Source organism: Paenibacillus sp. MSJ-34 (assembly GCF_018918005.1).
Lineage (GTDB): Bacteria > Bacillota > Bacilli > Paenibacillales > Paenibacillaceae > MSJ-34.
In genome coordinates this window covers 1-19,557 of record NZ_JAHLPR010000014.1, presented here as the reverse complement: position 1 = coordinate 19,557, position 19,557 = coordinate 1, and the positions used below count along the sequence as shown (strand labels likewise).

The following is a 19,557-nucleotide window of genomic DNA, read 5'->3' as shown; positions in this document are numbered from 1 at the left end:
AGAAGAGAGCCGAAGATTGAGGCAAATTTTACAATCGGAGGTGATTCGTTAACATTCCTTTAATACTAGCCTGGTAGAATGAGTAAGAAAACTATTAAATCGTGGGGTGTAGTGTGTTGAAAAAGTTGATGAAAGTTAGTGCAACGTTTTTCTTAGCCTTCGGACTTGTTTTCTCGACGTTCTCCGCTTTCGCATTTGCGGAAACAACGGGCGCGGCAACGAAAAAGATTACGATTCTGCATACAAACGACACGCATTCGAGAGTGGAAGAATCGGAGCAAGACGGCATGGGTTTTGCGAAAATCTCTACACTGGTCCAAAAGCATAAAAAGGAAAATCCGAATACGCTGCTGCTGGATGCCGGCGACACGTTGCACGGAACGAACTTCGCAACGCTTGTCAAAGGGGAGAGCGTAGCGCAAGTTTTGAATAAAGTCGGCTACGATTCGATGGCACCGGGCAACCATGACTTCAACTACGGGTACGAAAGACTGCTAGAGTTGGAGAAAATGATCGTTTTCCCTCTCGTCAGCGCGAACGTGAAGTACGAGAACGGCGAGCGATTGTTCAAGCCGTATATTATTAAAGAAGTCGACGGCATCAAGCTCGGCATCTTCGGCTTGACGACGCCGGAAACGACATACAAGACGCATCCTAAGAACGTGGAAGGCTTGACGTTCACGGATCCTGCCGAAGAGGCCAAGGCGATGGTTAGCGAGCTCAAAGGCAAAGTGGATATGATCATCGCGGTCACGCATTTGGGAATCGACGAATCGAGCACGGACACAAGCATTAAAGTTGCGAAGGAAGCGCCGGGCATCGATTTGATCGTGGACGGGCACAGCCATTCGACGCTCGTGGAAGGCTTGGAGGCCGATCATAGCACGTTAATCGTCAGTTCAGGGGAATATACGAAAAATCTCGGCGTCGTAGAGCTTACCTTCGAAGGCAATAAGTTGAAGGATAAGAAAGCGAAGCTGATATCGAAACAGGAAGTAGCGGACGTCGAGCCGGATCCGGCAATCGTTGAGACGATCGCTTCGATCAAGAAAGCGCAAGAGAAAGTTCTTGCCGAAGTGATCGGCAAAACGGCGGTGAAGCTGGACGGCGAGCGGGAGCAAGTCCGGGCCGGAGAAACGAACTTGGGCAACCTCATTACGGATGCGATGATCGACATTACCGGCGCGGAATTGTCCATGACGAACGGCGGCGGTATCCGCGCTTCGATTCCGGAAGGCGACATTACGAAAGGGCATGTAACGACCGTATTGCCGTTCGGCAACTATATTATTACGAAGAAGGTCAAAGGAGCGGATATTAAGGCCGCGTTGGAAGTCGGAACGTCCGCTTATCCCGATGTGAAAGGCGCGTTCCCGCATGTCGGGGGAATGACGTACAAGATTGATGTCGATCAGCCGGAAGGACAGCGCGTCCATTCGGTTACGATCCAAGGCAAACCGCTCGATCCGAATCGCGAATATTTGCTGGCGACGAACGACTTTATGGCTGCCGGCGGCGATGAATATACGATGTTCAAAGATTATCCGATCGCCAACGAATATCCGGCATTGGATGAAGCGCTGATCAGCTATATTCAAAAATTGGGAGATGTGAAAATTAAAGCGGAGGGCAGAATTAAGGCCGAGCCGCAAGAGCAGGAGGCGGCACAACCGGCAACGGAAGAGAAGGCGAAGGAAGAGGTTCATCCTAAGCCTGTCGAAGAATCGAAGTCGCAACCGGCAGAAGAGCCGAAATCGGAAGCGAAACCGGTTGAAAATCAGCCTGTTGCGGAAGAAAAAGCGGAGCGGGCTCCGGAAATATACATCGTCAAATCCGGGGACAATCTTACGAAAATCGCCAAAATCTATGGCACGACATGGCGCAAGCTGCAAGAGTTGAATCAGCTTCGCAATCCGAATTTGATTTACCCCGGCCAAAAAATTGTGATTAGCAAGTAATGTAAAAGAGAGCGGTCCGGCACAATAAATTGTGCTCGGACCGCTTGTCACTCCGGGAACGTCCTTGTTATTCCTCCCGCGCCGCGGCCGCCTGCTTCTGCGCCTTGCCCGCAGCGTCCGCTTCGCCGCCGGGTGCGGACATTTTGCTTTCGCCGACGAAGAGGGCGCCTTCGTGGATAATGACCGACGCACTGGTGAAGTTGCCGTGCAAGCGGCCCGTAGGCGTGATCGTCAGCTTGCCTTTTGCGTGAATATTGCCATGAACCAATCCGGCGATAACGATGTCGGCGGCAGAAATATTGGAATGGGCGGAGCCGTTCTCTCCAATCGTCACATCGCGGGCGCATTCGATTTCTCCGGTAAAATTGCCTTCGATGCGCAAATTCGTTTCGCACACGATTTTCCCTTCGATTTGCGTGCCGTAACCGATGAGCGTATCGGTCTGCTGCGCTTGAGGCTTCGAACTTTTAAACACGGAAGCGTCCTCCTTCAATTTCAATAGAATTTATTCTAGTATCCGTCTCAACTCATTCATGTTCCATATGCGTATCGGCCGTTGCCGCAATATCCGCAAGCCTCTCCAGAAACGGCAGCGGATCGATCGGGGTATCCTGCTCCAACACTTCGAAATGAAGATGCGTGCCGGTGCTGCGGCCGGAACTGCCCATTTGCCCGATCCGGTCTCCCTTCGAGACTTTCGCGTTCGCTTCGGTTTCGATCTGGTATAGATGGAAGTATCGGGTGCTTAAGCCGGATGGATGCTTGATGACAATATACCGTCCGCGCGAGTTGCTGAATCCGGTTTCGGTAACCGTACCGTCAGCCGCTGCGTATATCGGGTCTCCGGTGGTTCCGCCGATGTCGATGCCGGAATGGTATGCCGCTTTTTTCTTGAACGGGTCTTTGCGGTAACCGAACAAGGACGTCAGCCGGGTCGATTCGGTCGGCCATTGCGTTGGAATTCCTTTGAGCAGGCTTTCCATATTGAGCACCTTCTGCAGCGTGACGGGAACTTTCTCGTCCAGCGAGGAAAGGGCCGTTTGCAAATTCCGCAAACGTTCGCCCGTTTCCTTGGCGACGCCGACGATTTCGGCGCTGGTCGCTTCGCGGAATTCCCCGCCGACGTTGTCCGTCGCGTCCCAAGGGGAGGCAAGCGGAGATAGACCGGGCAACGGCGATTCTCCGGCCGCCGAAGACGATGCGCCCGATAACGCCGAAACGTTCGGCGACGAAGTCGACGTCCGGACTGTGCCGGACGACTTGGCGTACTCTTTCGGATTCCCGTATTCGTTCACGAACTGCTGCAGTTGGGATTCCATCTGCGCAATCCGGTTCATGCGATGCTCCACCTCGTCGGTCAGCGCCGTCAATTGCAATACTTCGTTTTGCAGCCGGTCGATCTCCTCTTCCTTCTGCGCCAGCGTCGTATCGAACGCCGATTTTTCCGCGGTCAGCGCCGTGAGCGACACTGTGCGCACATACAGCATGGAGGCGAGCAGCGCGAGAGCGGCCGCCAGCAGGAGCGGTACCGCGACAAGCAGCAGCTTATGCAGATGGATTTGTTTGACCGATTGATGCGCGCCCCGCATGACGACGATCGTTATTTTATTTGAAATCCATTGTTTTTTCATGAATGTCGAATCCTTTCTGCGCCAGCGTAAGCAAGTACGCATAAATTGGCGCAATCTAACCAAATTTCACCGTTTATTGTCGATTTTTGCCCACTATAATAACATATCATTTTCCCTATTTTTTTTCTATGATTTGGCAACAAAATTTTCATATTTTCATATGTTCAGCGCGGAGCGTCACACAAAAGTATGCTTCAATCGCTATTACCCATATTTTTCCTTGAACAAATAACGGAAAGCGCATACAATCTTCGCATATCGATCAATCTGTTATTCCATCATAGAAGAGGAGGAGCGCGCGAATGGAAGAAGCTTGGGTGTCATCGGTATGGGAGCGGTTATTAAGCAAGATCGACGGGATGAAAAACGAGTTGCAGCATAAATCGCCGCATACGACCGTTAACGGCGTTTATGACGATATGCGGCTGGATTGGTGGACTTCCGGATTTTGGCCGGGCATATTGTGGATCGTCTACGATATGACGAAAGACGAGTCGTACCGGGAAGCGGCGTGGGGCTGGGACGAACGAATCGAGCAATGCTTTGTCAAGCCGTCGAATTTGCATCATGATGTCGGCTTTCAATTTTTGCCGACCGCAGTAATCAAATATAAACTGACGAACGACGAGGACGGCTGCAGAAGGGGACTTGCCGCCGCCAATTTTCTGGCGGGCCGTTTCAATCCGGCGGGTAAGTTTCTGCGGGCGTGGAATCAGGAGATGCGCGGGTGGTCCATCATCGATTCGATGATGAATTTATCGATCCTTTTCTGGGCGGCCGAGCAGACCGGGGATCCTAGATTCCGGCATATTGCCACGGCTCACGCCGATACCGTTCTGCGCTGTTTCGCGCGCGGGGACGGCACCGTATGCCATATCGCCAGTTTCGATCCGGAAACCGGCGCGTTCATCGAGGCGCTCGGAGGGCAAGGCTACGCTCCCGATTCCGCATGGAGCCGCGGTCAGGCATGGGCGCTATACGGACTGGCCAACGCTTACCGCTATACGGGAGAACAGCGCTATTTGCGCGCCGCGCAGCTCGTCGCCCATTATTTTCTCGCGGCATTGCCGGAAGACGGGGTTCCGCCGTGGGATTTTCGCGTCCCTGCTGCGGAGACGGAGCCGAAGGACACTTCGGCGGCAGCATGCGCCGCTTCGGGAATGCTGGAAATCGCCGCTAGCTTGCCCGAACAGGAGGCTTGCCTATACCGGAACGGAGCCGTGCGGATGCTGCGCGCCTTGGCGGACGGCTACGCGACGTGGGACGAGCCGGAACAGCAAGGCATTCTTCGGGGCGGTACGGGCAATAAACCGGCAGGACAAAATGTGAATGTGTCGCTCATTTATGGAGATTACTTTTTCGCGGAAGCGATCGCCAAGCTGAAAGGCTGGGAGAATCGAATCTTCTAATTTGGCGCGACATCGCACTTGACAGCAGTGTCAGAAGGGCTTCTAGAGCGTCATTCGTTCAAGCGCAAGTAGAAGGAGATGCCTTCCTACATTTCAAAGGCGATTCGCGCGGCGATCTTGTTTGGCGCTAACGAAACTGACAATCCTTAATGCGCTCAAAATGAAGACATTCCCATCCTAACGAAAGTACGGATCGTTATTCATTGGAAATCGGCGGTTTTACCGCCTTTTTCCCCTCATTAGCGTGTTGTAGTTTCGTTACACCAGCAACAAGGCAATTGACACTCTATTAGCGTGTATATGTTTCGTTTAGTCCGCCCGACGGGGCGTCAGCCGCTGCGGTATGATGAAAATAGACTCCATTTGCAGGTCGAGAAGATCTCCCTTGTCCGTTTTTTATAATACCGCTTTCATAAGCAATATAGTAAAATACAAGCATCGATATTTCATTACGTTGGAATGGAGAAGGATGCTGGATGGGACAATTTCTTCAACAAAATGACGTCATTTTATTTCAAGGCGACAGTATTACGGATGCCGGCCGAAACAGAGACAGCGGAGACGATCTTGGCAGAGGCTACGCCTATATGATTGCCGGCCGGTTGTCGTTCCTGCATGCCGAGAAGCGGTTGCGGTTCGTCAATCGCGGCATTAGCGGCAATCGGGCAAGTGATTTGCAGGAACGTTGGGAAGCGGATTGCCTCGACATCAAACCGACGGTCGTCTCTATTTATATCGGCATTAACGATACGTGGCGCCGTTATGACCAGAACAACCCTACGTCGGCCGAACAGTTCGAACAAGGCTATCGCGATCTGTTGATGCGGACGAAGGAAAGGTTGGACGCCCGCCTTATTATGGTCGAGCCGTTCGTCGTGCCGTATCCGGAAGACCGCAAGCAGTGGAGGGAAGATTTGGACCCGAAAATCGCCGTCGTCCGCGAGCTTGCCCGGGAATTCGGAGCGCTGCTCGTGCCGCTGGACGGCTTGTTCGCCCAAGCGTGCACCCGGGCGGAGCCAAGCTTTTGGGCGCCGGACGGGGTGCATCCGTCTCCGGCGGGACACGCGCTCATTGCGGATGCATGGATACGGACCGTCGGCGCGTAGATTGACGCGAAGCCGGGCGGGAGCCCTGAGGCCGCGAACGAATATGGCTAATGCCAAAACTTCGACTGAGAGGTCGGAGTTTTTTGCGTTCTCATTAACCATATTAACGATTAAGGAAGCGAATTAACATTGACAGTAGGATGGACTTATGGGCATAAATAAATGATAGAAACAGCAACATTTCGGGAAGGATGGAGACGAAGCTTTGATAGAGAAGGTGCAGACGCCGTTTTACTATTATACTTACGCATGCCACGAGGATGAAATGGAGCTATGTGCGCTGGAATTGCGTTCGCTGTTCGGAGTGGAGCCGTTCGGGGGCGGCTTGGCAAGCGAAATCCCGATCGATCCGAGCCGTAGTCCGTTTATACGGCAACGGATTTCCGTCCTGTGCGAGGGGGCGTCCGTCCGGGAAATTGCCGAGCAAGCTTCGTCGCTGCAACTGGAGGGTGCAACGTTTAAAGTCGAATATATGAAGGGGGACACTGTCGCGGATTACCCTGAACGGCGTGCGATCGAACGCGAAATCGGGGCCCGCATTCGCGGCACGGCGGATATGCGCCGGCCGGAGCGGGTATTTGGCGTCATACATGCGGAAGGTCGATGGTTATTTGGCGAATGCCGCGGCAATGAGGCGATTTGGCTCGCCCATAACCGCAAACCTCGCCAATATTCCACAGCGCTTAGTACGCGCGTGGCCCGGGCCGTGGCCAATATCGCCGTACCGAACCCGCAAGGCGTGAGAGCGATCGATCCGTGCTGCGGAATCGGCACCGTCGTCATCGAAGCTTTATCGATGGGAATCGACATCGTCGGGTTTGATATCAATCCATTGGCCGTGCGGGGAGCCCGGGAGAATCTGGCCCATTTCGAAATGCCGCCAGCGGTGAAGCTCGGCGATATACGCGATCTTGCCGGCGAATACGATGCGGCGATTCTCGATTTGCCGTACAATTTATGCTCCCGATTGACATCGGAAGAACGCTTGTCGATGCTTCACAGCGCTCGCAGACTGGCGCGTAAAGTCGTCGTTATTGCGACAGAACGAATCGACGGCGATTTGGAGCATATCGGTTTTTCCATTGTAGATCGATGTGTCGTCAAAAAAGGGAACTTTTCCCGGGAAATTGTCATCTGTGTGTGAATTCCCGATTTTAGACGATTAAAGTAAACGAAAAGTCCTAGCTTGGTATAGAAAATTACAAAATATTACAAGACTAAAGTACCGTTTTTTGAAATTTTATTAAATTTTACCTACTGACCGTGTTATGATACTACCTATGATTTCAAAAAAAGATAAGGGAGAAATTGTAAGGTGAGTAAAAACGGTTTTAGGTGGATGACAAAATGTTTGTTGAGTGCGGTATTGTTGTGCGTTTTTGCAATGCCTGCGGCGGCGTCGGAAGAAACGACGGATGTTGCCGAGACGGATTTCGGGCCGGAGCTTCATTGGATTGAGGGAGGCGGAACCGTCGACTTGGGAAGCGACTTGGCCGAATTGAAATTGGGTTCTGAATTCGTTTTTTTGGACGGAGCGGATAGCAGGCAATTTCAAATGTGGGTAAGCGGAAGTTCTTCTTCCCGAGAGATCGGAACGGTATTTCCGGCAGACGAAAACGAAGCGTGGTATGTATTATTCGAGTATGACCATGTCGGCCACATTAAAGATAAGGAAAAAAACAAAATCGACGCCGATGCGATCCTGGACAGCTACAAACAAGGAACGGAAGAGAGAAATAAAGAGGTAGATTCGGAGCGGCAATTGTTCATCGACGGTTGGCATATTACTCCTTCCTATGACGATAAGACTCATCAACTGTCCTGGGCTTTGCTGGCGCATGATATACATAACGAGAAACTGATCAACTATAATGTTCGTTTACTGACTCGAGAAGGATACATATCGGCGATTCTCGTAACCGATCCGGACCAATTGGATCATGACCGCACAACGATGGAAAAATCGATCCTGCCGAACTTCCAGATGAAAACGGGACAACGTTACGAAGATTTCGACCAGAAGACGGATAAAGTGTCCGAGTATGGGCTCAGCGGGCTGATCCTGGGAGGCGCCGGTCTGGCGGTTGCCAAAAAAGTAGGGCTATTGGGCATTATCGTCCCGTTGTTGAAAAAGGGTTGGATCCTTATAGTCGCTGCCATTGCAGGGGTGTTCGGTTTCATAAAACGCAAAATAACCGGCAGAAGAAAGGAAGACGAGACGGTTAGCGAATACCATACGCAGCCGGAAGCTCCGTCGGAAGACAGTTCGGTGACGCTTGACGCCCAGCGCGATCCGGCGCAGGACCAATCGAAAACATTATGATCCGCAGCAAGGGGCTCCCCGGACGTCAATCTACCCGGCGGCTGCCCCTTTGTTTTCTTCGTTACAAGCCCCGATTTTCGTCAAAATGAGCGTGCAGAAGCGCGTATAAACGTTTTAATTCTTTATTCAATTCAGGGGCGTGGATTTGCCGGAGATGGGAAACCATGCCTTGTACAATAATTGTTTTCGGTTCGGTTTTCAGCAATTCTTCCTCAATGACTTGAAGCGAAGATACGATATCCTTGGCAGTTCGGCCGCTTATCCGAAGTTGTTCTACGCGTTCCTTCAATGCGACGATTTCATCCAGCAAATATTCGGTGTTGTCGAAATCAACAATATTCTCGGTATCCAGAAAATGCTGCATTTCGTTTGCCGTAAGGAAAGGCTTCGGTTGTTTCGCCAGCAAGCCGGATACGATATCGTCGAGACGATCGACGAGATATACGGCCAATTCGCGGGTATCGAAGCTTTTTTTATAGAAAATTATTAATCCTATATAGCTTGTCACCATCGATTTGAACATATTCGTGCAATCCAGCGCCCAAGGTTCGAACGGTTGTCCGTACACTTCAAGCAACTGCTTGTGCAGCAAAAGAAAAAGCCGCGCTTGTCCGTGCAAGGCGTATTTTTTAATTTCATCGTTATTTTCAAAAAATTGTTCTTTCAGTTGCATCGTAATAAAATCCCGGAATTCCGTCGTTTTCTCGAAATGGGTATGCAAGTGTGCGATTAATCTTTTCCTTGGAGATAAATCGTCTTGCTGTCCCGCGACGACAAGCGCATGATGCATTAAACCGAAGTAATATTTGTAAATGGAGAACAGAAGATCGTCTTTCGATTTGAAGTACAGGTACATGGATCCCTTGGCAATGCCGGCGGCATCGGCGATTTCCTGGATGGACGTAAGATGAAAGCCTTTCTGGGCGAAAAGCTTGATTGCCGTCTCGATGATGCGAATTTTTTTGTCTGTCATCCATAATCACCTCCTTTATGAATCGGATCCGGACATCCAATACGCTCATTCTAGCGAAGAACGCGCTTGAAAGCTGCGTTGACTGAGCGGTCATTATTTATTATAATAAACTGACCGTGCAGTTTTATCAAGCGATTCAGTCACCCCATTGTAAAAAGGAGCAAAGAAATGATCGAAATTAGGCTAACCGATGCCAATCAATGGAAAGCGTTTATTATCCCGTATAAATTCGCTCTCGATAAGTTAACGATAATGATAAATCACATCAATCAAGAAGCGGCCGCATTGTACGATTACAATCCGATCGAGCATATTAAATCGAGGCTGAAATCGCCCGAAAGCATCCTGAATAAATTGGAACGCAAGGGGCTTCCCGTCACGTTTCAATCGGTAACCAACGATTTGTTCGATATTGTCGGCATCCGCATCATCTGTTCTTTCGTCAGCGATATTTACGATTTGTACGAGCTGCTCCGGAAGCGGCAAGATTTGAAAATCGTCGAATGCAAAGATTATATCCGCAACCCGAAACCGAACGGATACCAAAGCTTGCATCTTATCGTTCAAATTCCGGTAACGCTGGCTTCGGAGACGAAGCAAGTATATGCGGAAATTCAGCTGCGGACGATGGGCATGGATTTCTGGGCTAGTCTCGAGCACAAAATATTTTACAAATACAATAGAGATATTCCCGACAGGCTGAAACGGGAGCTGCGCGACGCGGCGGATATGACGGTGAAGCTGGATGAGAAAATGAAGGCGATTAGCGACGAAATCGGCCGAATCGAGTCACCATACGCGCAATTGACGAACCGGGCGCAACTGCAGACATAAAGGAATGACCGGTGGGTCATATATACAGAGAGGAATGGAGTGAAGAAGTGTATGGTTGCAACGGCACCGCAAAAAGGAATTAACACCAAGCTAGTATTAATCGGTCTTATTATCGGTATGTTTTTCAGCGCATTGGAACAAACCATTGTCGGGACGGCGATGCCGACGATTATCGGGGAATTGAACGGTTTCAGCATCTTCGCTTGGGTGACGACCGCTTATATGATCACTTCCACCACGATCGTTCCGATCGTCGGGAAGTTGTCGGATTTATACGGCAGACGGTTTCTATATTTAATAGGGACCATTATATTCATCATCGGTTCGGCTTTATGCGCCACGGCGAATTCGATGGAAATGCTTATTTTGTACCGGGGATTGCAAGGGATCGGCGGCGGGATGATTATGCCGCTCTCGCAAACGATCATCGGGGATATCTTTACGGCCGAACAGCGGGCGAAATGGCAAGGCGTATTCGGCGCTTTGTTCGGACTTAGCTCCGTTGTCGGGCCTTTTATCGGCGGATTTCTGGTCGACACGATCAGTTGGCATTGGATCTTTTTGATTAACGTGCCGTTCGGATTGATATCCGCGATCACGATCTTTATCGGGTTAAAAAGGGAGAATGTGGACAGAAGCAAGAAAGTCAACATCGACTATTTGGGGATCGCCACCTTCGTGCCGGCCCTTGTCTTATTGCTGCTCGGATTGACGTTCGGCGGGGACAAATTTGCGTGGAATTCTCCCGCAAGCTATGCGGTCTTCGGCGGAGCGGTTCTGTTGTTCGTCATCTTCGCTCTGGTCGAGCGGAAAGCCGCCGATCCGATACTGGATCTTTCGTTGTTTAAAAACCGCGTATTCGCGGTGACGAACGGACTAGGGTTTCTGCTCGGTCTGGGCATGTTCGGCGCGATCATGTTCGTGCCGCTGTTCATGCAAGGAATACTCGGCGTATCGCCGACGAAGGCCGGCTCCACAATGACGCCGATGATGATCGCGCTCATCGTGGCCAGCGTGCTCGGCGGCCAATTGCTCTTGCGCGTCCGCTTTCGTTTCGTGCTCGTGCTCGGGATGGCCGTTACGACGTTAGGCTTTTATTTAATGAGCACGATGGGCGTAGATACGACGATGATGACGACGTATACGTATATGGTTATTCTGGGATTAGGCATGGGTCTTGTCATGCCGACGCTTATGATTGCGGTCCAGAACGAATTTCCGAAGAATCGTCTCGGTACTGTGACGTCCGCATCGACATTCTTCCGCTCGATCGGCGGAACGATGGGAGTGACGATTCTTAATGTGGTTATGAATCATAATATTGCAGCAAACATGCGGGATGTTGCGGCCAGCGAGCCGGTCGCGACCGACCCGGTATTGGGGCAAATAATGGGCAAGCTGGCCGAGAACACGGATGCGTTGTTCAGCATTATGCTCAATCCGGCCGTACTGCAACTGCCTGAAGAGATTTCGCGCCAGGTCGTCGGCTGGATTCAAGGCGCCTGGACGCAAGCCTTCAGCACCGTATTCACGGTCGGCCTGACTTTTGTGGCATTAGGCGTTATCGTTGCCGCATTTGTCGGCAAAGGCAAAATCAAGCGGGACAAAGACAAGGAGAAAGAGATGGCCGAGATGGCGCAGCCCGCAACGGAATAATATTGAACGCTGTACTTCAAGCCGCTGGGGAGGAATATAATTTCCTTCTCGGCGGCTTTTCGTTGTTGCTATTTTACGTTCACGCCTCTATAATACGTTATATGTAATTGATAATCATTATCACTGAGAAAAAGATCATGAACGTGATCGGTCCATCATATGTTGAATCGAACATTGTTCGAACGTCGACCGTACGCCGGCCGAATGCCGACGACGGGACAACAGGAGGTATGCGTCATGCAATTGGAAGAAGCGATCCGGGGACGAAGAAGCGTAGGCAAAGTCAAGCCGGACGACGTAGATAAAGCGATGATCGAGAAGCTGCTGGAGGCCGCAATATGGGCTCCGAGCCATCATTGTACCGAGCCGTGGCGTTTTATCGTCATGACGGGGGAGGGACGCAAACGGTTGGGACGCGCCTATGCGGAAATCGCGAAGGAGTCGTTGAACGGGGATCGTGACGATCCGGCGAATCGGGAACTGCTGCGCAAGCAGGAAGCGAAGGCGTTCCGCGCGCCTGTCGTGATCGCGGTTGCCGCGACTCCGTCGACGGCACCGAATGTCGAGCGGATCGAGGAGTTGGCCGCGGCCCACGCCGCCGTGCAGAACATGCTGCTGACCGCCCATGCGCTTGGGCTCGGCGCCATCTGGCGTTCGGGAAGCCCGATGTACCATCCGATCATGAAGCGGGCCTTCGAATTGGATGACAAGGACGCTTTGGTCGGGCTCGTCTATGTCGGCTATCCGCAGGACGAGCCGAAAGGGAAGGCGGCGCGCGTTCCGTATGCCGAGAAAACGGTCTGGATCGAGCAGGATAAATAACGGCTATTGGATTTTGTCCAATGGATTACCCGTTTAGACGCCGTTTTCCAGCTTCCATTGGATTCTGTCCAATGGATTTTTCGATATTGCGGGTAAATGAGCGAAAATCGAGGAATCTGTTGGATGATTTCCATTAGAACCCCGTCTCGTGCCACGAATTCGGCCGTTTTTATTGGATGAATTCCAATGGAGAGTACGGCGGAGAGCAGTACGAATGCAAGCCCGAGCTTACTTTTAATCGATTCATTCATTGCACCCTCAATCGAACGGTGCCCGTTTCTCGCACCTATATCATCATCATCGTATCGTCTGTCTCGGCCGGAAACCGTATGAAGGTTGCCGGCCGGTTTTTTATTAGAAGGTACCATTTTGAAATAAATTAAACATTTGTGAACTTTTTTGAACGTATTGAACCTAAGTGAACATTTATGTTATAGTGGGGGTACAGTAAACAATGACATGGGAGGTTTATACACATGAGTCAAATGGAAATCCGCTATGCTACCAATCCGCAAGCGACGAAGCAATATGACACGGAGCAACTGAGAAACGAGTACTTGATCCAAAACTTGTTCGAAACAGGCAAATTGAATATGGTATACAGCCATGTGGACCGTATCATTACCGGCGGTGTCGTACCGGGAGCGGAAGCGATTAAGCTGGAAGCGGACAAAAAGGAAATGGGCTCCGACTATTTCCTCGAGCGCCGCGAAATCGGCATCATCAATATCGGCCCGAAAGGTACGGTCGTCGTAGACGGCGAAGAGTACGGCTTGGAAACGAAGGACTGCATCTACATCGGACTCGGCGCGAAGGAAGTTGTGTTCAAAAGCGAGAATCCGCAGCAGCCGGCACGCTTCTATTTCAACTCGACGCCTGCGCACAAGACGTATCCGACCGTGAAAATGCCGATTAGCGAAGCGACGCCGAACCATCTGGGAAGCATTACGAACTCGAACGAACGCACCATCTACAAGTATATCCACACGGGCGGCATTCAAAGCTGCCAGCTTGTCATGGGCATGACGCTGCTGAAGCCGGGAAATATGTGGAATACGATGCCTTGCCATACGCATAATCGCCGTTCCGAAGTTTACTTGTATTTCGATATGCCGGAAGACGGCGTTGTTTTCCACTTTATGGGCGAACCGACGGAAACCCGTCACTTGGTGGTTCGCAACGAGCAAGCGATCATCTCGCCTAGCTGGTCGATTCATAGCGGCGTAGGCACGAGCAATTATACTTTCATTTGGGGCATGGCCGGCGAAAACCAAACGTTCGAAGATATGGACGCCGTTGCAATGCAGGAGTTGAAATAAGTTTATGACGACAGTCAAGCGCCACGAAAAAATTATGTCCCTCTTACTGCAGGAACGATCCGTAACCGTATCCGAATTGAGCGAACGGCTCCAAGTAACGGGGAAAACGATCCGCGAGGATCTGGAGAAACTCGAGGAGAAGGGGTTGCTCGTACGGGTGCGGGGCGGAGCGGTTCTGGCCGACGAGGACGATTTCGGTTTGCTGCCCGTCAAAACGCCGAACGTGAAGAATGTGAAGGAGAAGACCCAGGCGGCAAAACAGGCGCTGACGCATATCGCCGAAGGGGACATTATCGCCCTCGACGGCGGAAGCACGACGCTCGAAATCGCCAAGCTGCTGCCTAATCAGCCGCTTACGGTGATTGCGAACGATATTTTCATCATTTCGGAATTGGCTTATAAAGATCGCATCCGTCTCGTCGTTCCGGGCGGCGTGCGCGAACGGAACTTGCTGATCGGCCAGGACGCGGTCCAGGTCGTCGCGCAATTGAACATTGCCAAAGCGTTTATCTCGGCGACGGCTATTCATCCGGAGTACGGATTGACGACCTATACGAGCACGGCGACGGAGATGAAGCAGGCGATGATCCGGCAGGCGACAGATGTGTATTGCGTGGCCGATCATACCAAATTCGGCAAATACGCTTTAATGACGTTCGCGTCGGTCTCGGAAATCGGCACGTTCATTACGGATAGCGGACTGAGCGAAGAGATACGCAAGCAATATGCCGCGCTCGGGATGACGATCGAAACGCAACTAACGTAAAGGAGAGGCGAAACATGGGCTTGTTCGATTTAACGGGTAAAACCGCATTAGTTACCGGCGGAGGCGTAGGATTGGGATTCGGGATGGCAAAAGGATTGGCCGAAGCGGGGGCCGATATTTGCCTGGTCACGTTCCGGGATACCGGCGCTGCGGCCAAATCGGAATTGGAAGCGATGGGCCGCAAGGTTCATGTAATCAATGCGAATTTAGGCGATGAGAACGTTTTGCCTGGCGTGATGCGGGAAATGCTTGATGTATTCGGCCAAATCGACATTCTCGTCAACAATGCCGGCATCATCCGCCGCACGCCGTCCGCCGAGCATTCGGCGCAGGACTGGCACGATGTGATTAATCTGAACTTGAACTCTGTCTATTTCCTGTGCCAGTTGGCAGGCAAGGAAATGATCAAGCAAGGGTCGGGCAAAATTATTAACATCGCCTCCATGCTGTCGTTCCAAGGCGGTATTAATGTGCCCGGGTATACGGCAAGCAAGCACGGGGTTGCCGGCTTGACCAAAATTTTCGCCAACGAATGGGCGAGCAAAGGAATCAACGTAAACGCGATCGCCCCAGGTTACATGGCGACGGATAATACAAAACAACTTCGCGAAGACGAAGTCCGCCAGAAACAAATTTTGGAGCGGATTCCGGCGGGACGATGGGGCACGCCGGAAGATTTGGCCGGTCCGGTCGTTTTCCTCGCGTCTCAAGCCTCCGATTATATGAACGGGCATGTATTATGTGTCGACGGCGGTTGGATGAACCGGTAATACGGTCGTCGATTATGCGCAGCGCAAATAGCGTCTGCGCTTTTTTGCGTCGATAAGGGGAGGCTGCCCGACGCGGCAGGCCCATCTCTGCCGGATAAGGCTGCGCCTGTAAAGGGCGAACGTTTGAAATCGGCTGCCCGCTATGGACGCCTCCGCTAGACGTTTTCCTCATTCCTCCCCCAACCCCCTCATCCATCGCATAGCATATCAATGCATCCTATTTTCTACGGAAATGTCCGAATTGCTGAAAAAAAGACGGTTTATTGTAAATACATCGCTCACCTCTCTTTTCTACAATTAAGATTGATGAATTTGATAAAGAGGTGAACGAATGAACGCTGACTATATTTTGCAGATGAGAGCCATTTCCAAATCGTTCCCTGGCGTCCAAGCGTTGTCCAATGTCGATTTTAATTTGCGCAAAGGGGAAATTCACGCCTTAATGGGCGAGAACGGAGCCGGAAAATCGACATTGATCAAAGTATTGACCGGCGTCTATAAGCGGGAATCGGGCGAAACGACGTTGAACGGCAAGCCAATCGCCCCTAGATCCCCGGAGGAAGCTCAACAGATTGGCATCAGCACTGTGTATCAGGAAGTCAATCTGTGTCCGAATTTGACCGTGGCGGAAAATATATTTATCGGCCGTTATCCGCGAAAGAGAGGATTCATAGATTGGGCAGCGATGAATCGGCGCAGCGAACAATTGCTTGCTCGGCTCGAACTGCATGTGGACGTTACGGAGCCTTTGTCGCATTATTCGGTCGCCGTACAGCAAATGGTGGCAATCGCCAGAGCCGTCGATATTTCGAGCGGCGTTCTTATTCTGGATGAACCTACATCCAGTTTGGATACGAATGAAGTCAGGCAATTGTTTGCCGTCATGCGTAAATTGCGGGACGAAGGGATGGGGATTATATTCGTCACCCATTTTCTTGACCAAGTATATGAGATTACGGATAGGATTACGGTGCTGCGTAACGGAGAGCTTGTGGGCGAGTATGAGACGAGCGAGCTGCCGAGAACCGAACTCGTTTCCCGCATGATCGGCAAAGAGTGGAATCCGGATGATCATATCGGCGATAAGAAGGATGACGGCAACAAGGGTGAAGTATTCCTCCATACAACGGATCTTGGGAAGAAAGGAAGCATGGAATCGGTGAACCTTAGCGTTCATAAAGGAGAAGTGCTGGGATTAGCCGGGCTGCTAGGGTCGGGAAGAACGGAGATCGCCAAGCTTATCTTCGGCATCGATAAAGCCGATAGCGGGGTGCTGACGATCGATAACGATATGATTTCCTCGATGTATCCCCAGAAAGCGGTACAACAAGGGCTTGGATTCACCCCGGAAGACCGGAAAATTGCGGGCATTGTGGGGGAACTGACGATACGGGAAAATATTGTGCTCGCCTTGCAGGCCCGGCAAGGGCTGTTCTCCTTTATTCCGGTTCGAAAACAGAAGGAAATCGCGCAAAAATATATCGATCTATTGCAAATCAAGACGCCCGGCACGGAACAAAAAATCGAAAACTTAAGCGGCGGCAACCAGCAGAAAGTCATTCTGGCCCGTTGGCTGACGACGCAGCCCAGACTGCTCATATTGGACGAACCGACCCGCGGCATCGACGTAGGTTCCAAGCTGGAGATCAGAAAGCTCATTCTTGAGCTCGCGGCTTCCGGCATCTCCATTTTGTTCATCTCGGCCGAATTGGAAGAGATGGTGCAATGCTGCGACCGTGTTATCGTTCTTAGAGATCGGAATCAAATCGGAGAGCTGCAAGGATCGGAAATGACAGAACAGCGGATCATGCAAATGATTGCGGAAGGAGCGGAACAACATGGCGAGACTAGCGGCATCGGCGCGTAAACTTTCACAACATCATATCATATGGCCTATTCTTGCCTTAACGGTATTGCTTATTTTTAACCTGATTGCCATTCCCGGTTTTTTTAAGCTGGAGATTCATGACGGGCATCTGTACGGCAATCTCATCGATATTTTGAAGAACGGTACTCCGCTTATTATTATCGCCCTTGGGATGACGCTTGTTATCGCAGCAGAAGGCATCGATATATCCGTAGGCTCCGTTCTGGCGATTGCAGGTGCAATGGCGATCTTCCTGCTTGGCGGATATCCCGTCTGGGTTGCTGTGCTCGCAGCGGTTGGAACCGGATTGCTGTGCGGCTTGTGGAACGGAATGCTCGTGACGATGCTCGGAATTCAACCGATGGTGGCTACGCTCATATTGCTTACGGTCGGGCGCGGAATTGCGCAACTGATTACGAACGGGCAGATTATCGCCACCACGGAGAAGACGTATACGTTTATAGGAAAAGGGTATTTGCTCGGTTTGCCGTTCCAGGTGTTCATTGCCCTTGGAGTCTTCCTTCTGTTATATGTACTGAAAACGAAGACCGCGTTCGGACTGTTCCTGGAAGCGGCCGGCGGCAGCAAGACGGCGAGCGCTTACGCGGGCATCCAGCCGCGGCTCATTCTGATGATCGCCTACTCGATTGCGGGGGTGTGCGCGGCGATCGCCGGATTGATCGTAAGCGCGAACCTTGGCAGCGCGGATGCGAACAACGCCGGGCTATGGTATGAACTCGATGCCATTCTTGCTGTCGTTATTGGCGGAACCTCCATGCGGGGCGGCCGATTTTATCTGGGAGGCACGGTTGTAGGAGCAATATTTATTCAGTCGCTTACGACGACGATTTATTCGCTGGGAGTTCCGGCGGAAAGCATTCTGCTCGTGAAAGCGATCGTGGTCGTTATTGTGTGCTTGATTCAATCTGAAGTATTTCGCAAGATGCTCATTCCGACTCGAAAGAAGGTGCTCGCCGAATGAAACTGTTGCGTATCAATCATAACAATATCATTGTTTTGGCGACTATATTGCTTCTATTTCTTTTATACGCCGTCGGTTCCATTAGGTACACCGGATTTTTTTCCATGCAAGTATTTTTGAATCTGTTTATCGATAATGCGTATCTCATCATTGTGGCGACCGGGATGGCCTTCGTCATCATATCGGGGGGCATCGATTTATCCGTAGCTTCCGTCGTAGCGCTCATTACGATGGTGTCGGGAATGCTCTTCCACCAAGGGGCCCATCCCTACACGGTCATCGCCGTCTCGCTGGCGATCGGCGTTATGTTCGGGGCATCCCAAGGTTACCTGATCAGCAGGTTCAAGCTTCACCCTTGGATCGTTACGCTCGCAGGCATGTTTCTGGCGCGCGGCATCAGCTATTTAATCAGTACGGAAAGCATCGTCATCACAGATCCGACTTATAACCTCATCTCGCAATACAAAATTCGGTTAGGGGGAGGCAATTTTATTTCGATCAGCGTCGTCATCGCGATATGCGTCGTCGTCTTGGCGCTGTTCGTCGGGAAGTATACCGCGTTCGGAAGGGCGGTGTATGCGCTTGGAGGCAGCGAGAAATCCGCCGTGCTGATGGGGCTCCCGGTCGCGCGCACGACAGTGCTCGTCTATACGTTATGCGGTTTTTGCTCCGCTCTTGGAGGCATCGTGTTTACGTTTTATACGCTTTCCGGCTATTCGCTCCATTTGATGGGCATGGAGATGGACGCAATCGCTGCCTGCGTTATCGGCGGGATCTTACTTACAGGAGGTTTTGGTTATTTCATCGGGCCGATGCTGGGCGTGCTTTGCACCGGAATCATTCAAACGATCATTATGTTCCAGGGAACGCTTAGTTCATGGTGGACGAAGATTGCAATCGGTTTTCTCCTCTTTCTCTTCATGGCATTGCAGCGGATGATCGTCATGAGGAAAGAAAAGGAAAAAACAGCCGTGGCTAAAAGTCAGACGCAAGCTGCTCAACATGCCGGTAATTTGTAAAAAATAGGATCTCGGAATAAACCGGGCGATTGAGGCTCAATTTGGGGTGCTTGAGTTAAAATTATCGATGTAAACGTGTTTTTGAAAGCAATTTTCAAAAATGCGTATGCTAAAGAACCCGA

17 protein-coding genes are annotated in these 19,557 nt (G+C 51.2%); 14 read left to right on the top strand and 3 right to left on the bottom strand.

Translation table 11 applies throughout. The features are described from left to right. Window positions 1-128 precede the first annotated feature (128 nt). Entirely contained in the window at window positions 129-1,958 is a 1,830-nt protein-coding gene (locus tag KQI79_RS09115; RefSeq protein WP_216537979.1) for a 5'-nucleotidase C-terminal domain-containing protein, read from the top strand. Window positions 1,959-2,025: 67 nt separating this feature from the next. Here KQI79_RS09115 and KQI79_RS09110 read toward each other — a convergent pair whose 3' ends face one another. Both KQI79_RS09110 and KQI79_RS09105 read right to left on the bottom strand, forming a co-directional pair. After that, entirely contained in the window at window positions 2,026-2,433 is a 408-nt protein-coding gene (locus KQI79_RS09110; protein ID WP_216537922.1) for a bactofilin family protein, read from the bottom strand. A gap of 52 nt (window positions 2,434-2,485) precedes the next feature. Then, complete coding sequence (locus KQI79_RS09105; protein WP_216537921.1) at window positions 2,486-3,589, bottom strand: M23 family metallopeptidase; 1,104 nt, start codon at window positions 3,587-3,589, stop codon at window positions 2,486-2,488. Window positions 3,590-3,891: 302 nt separating this feature from the next. Between KQI79_RS09105 and KQI79_RS09100 the strand changes: the two genes are divergently transcribed. The 4 genes from KQI79_RS09100 (at window position 3,892) to KQI79_RS09085 (ending at window position 8,427) form a co-directional block, all read left to right on the top strand. Further along, window positions 3,892-4,998, top strand: a complete 1,107-nt coding sequence (locus KQI79_RS09100; RefSeq protein ID WP_216537920.1) for a glycoside hydrolase family 88 protein — start codon at window positions 3,892-3,894, stop codon at window positions 4,996-4,998. Window positions 4,999-5,474: 476 nt separating this feature from the next. Then, entirely contained in the window at window positions 5,475-6,104 is a 630-nt protein-coding gene (locus KQI79_RS09095; protein ID WP_216537919.1) for an SGNH/GDSL hydrolase family protein, read from the top strand. A gap of 205 nt (window positions 6,105-6,309) precedes the next feature. Beyond that, entirely contained in the window at window positions 6,310-7,248 is a 939-nt protein-coding gene (locus tag KQI79_RS09090; RefSeq protein WP_253298035.1) for a TRM11 family SAM-dependent methyltransferase, read from the top strand. Window positions 7,249-7,443: 195 nt separating this feature from the next. Beyond that, complete coding sequence (locus tag KQI79_RS09085) at window positions 7,444-8,427, top strand: DUF2167 domain-containing protein (protein ID WP_216537918.1); 984 nt, start codon at window positions 7,444-7,446, stop codon at window positions 8,425-8,427. Between the two features lie 61 nt (window positions 8,428-8,488). On the opposite strand, the gene KQI79_RS09080 is transcribed toward KQI79_RS09085, so the two are convergent. After that, window positions 8,489-9,400 (bottom strand): TetR/AcrR family transcriptional regulator, encoded by a 912-nt coding sequence (locus KQI79_RS09080; RefSeq protein ID WP_216537917.1) that lies wholly within the window; start codon window positions 9,398-9,400, stop codon window positions 8,489-8,491. Window positions 9,401-9,571: 171 nt separating this feature from the next. Between KQI79_RS09080 and KQI79_RS09075 the strand changes: the two genes are divergently transcribed. The 9 genes from KQI79_RS09075 to yjfF all read left to right on the top strand — a co-directional run bounded on the left by KQI79_RS09075 (window position 9,572) and on the right by yjfF (window position 19,435). Further along, the gene (locus tag KQI79_RS09075) at window positions 9,572-10,234 is read left to right on the top strand and encodes a GTP pyrophosphokinase (RefSeq protein ID WP_483311376.1); all 663 of its coding nucleotides are present in this window, start codon (window positions 9,572-9,574) and stop codon (window positions 10,232-10,234) included. 51 nt (window positions 10,235-10,285) lie between these two features. Then, a complete protein-coding gene (locus KQI79_RS09070) occupies window positions 10,286-11,890 on the top strand; it encodes an MDR family MFS transporter (RefSeq protein ID WP_216537915.1) in 1,605 nt (534 codons plus the stop codon). Between the two features lie 237 nt (window positions 11,891-12,127). Further along, window positions 12,128-12,712, top strand: coding sequence for a nitroreductase family protein (locus tag KQI79_RS09065; RefSeq protein WP_216537914.1), 585 nt, complete (start codon window positions 12,128-12,130; stop codon window positions 12,710-12,712). 485 nt (window positions 12,713-13,197) lie between these two features. Then, complete coding sequence (gene kduI / locus KQI79_RS09060; RefSeq protein ID WP_216537977.1) at window positions 13,198-14,031, top strand: 5-dehydro-4-deoxy-D-glucuronate isomerase; 834 nt, start codon at window positions 13,198-13,200, stop codon at window positions 14,029-14,031. Between the two features lie 4 nt (window positions 14,032-14,035). Next, window positions 14,036-14,797: a DeoR/GlpR family DNA-binding transcription regulator gene (locus KQI79_RS09055; protein WP_216537913.1), complete on the top strand. Its 762-nt coding sequence runs from the start codon at window positions 14,036-14,038 to the stop codon at window positions 14,795-14,797. A gap of 14 nt (window positions 14,798-14,811) precedes the next feature. After that, window positions 14,812-15,567, top strand: a complete 756-nt coding sequence (gene kduD / locus KQI79_RS09050; protein ID WP_216537912.1) for a 2-dehydro-3-deoxy-D-gluconate 5-dehydrogenase KduD — start codon at window positions 14,812-14,814, stop codon at window positions 15,565-15,567. Window positions 15,568-15,898: 331 nt separating this feature from the next. Beyond that, window positions 15,899-17,434, top strand: coding sequence for a sugar ABC transporter ATP-binding protein (locus tag KQI79_RS09045; RefSeq protein ID WP_216537911.1), 1,536 nt, complete (start codon window positions 15,899-15,901; stop codon window positions 17,432-17,434). Continuing rightward, window positions 17,406-18,416 (top strand): ABC transporter permease, encoded by a 1,011-nt coding sequence (locus KQI79_RS09040; protein ID WP_216537910.1) that lies wholly within the window; start codon window positions 17,406-17,408, stop codon window positions 18,414-18,416. The genes KQI79_RS09045 and KQI79_RS09040 overlap by 29 nt, the downstream gene beginning before the upstream one ends. Continuing rightward, complete coding sequence (yjfF, locus tag KQI79_RS09035) at window positions 18,413-19,435, top strand: galactofuranose ABC transporter, permease protein YjfF (RefSeq protein ID WP_216537909.1); 1,023 nt, start codon at window positions 18,413-18,415, stop codon at window positions 19,433-19,435. Before KQI79_RS09040 ends, yjfF begins: the two co-directional genes overlap by 4 nt. The last annotated feature ends 122 nt before the right edge of the window (window positions 19,436-19,557 follow it).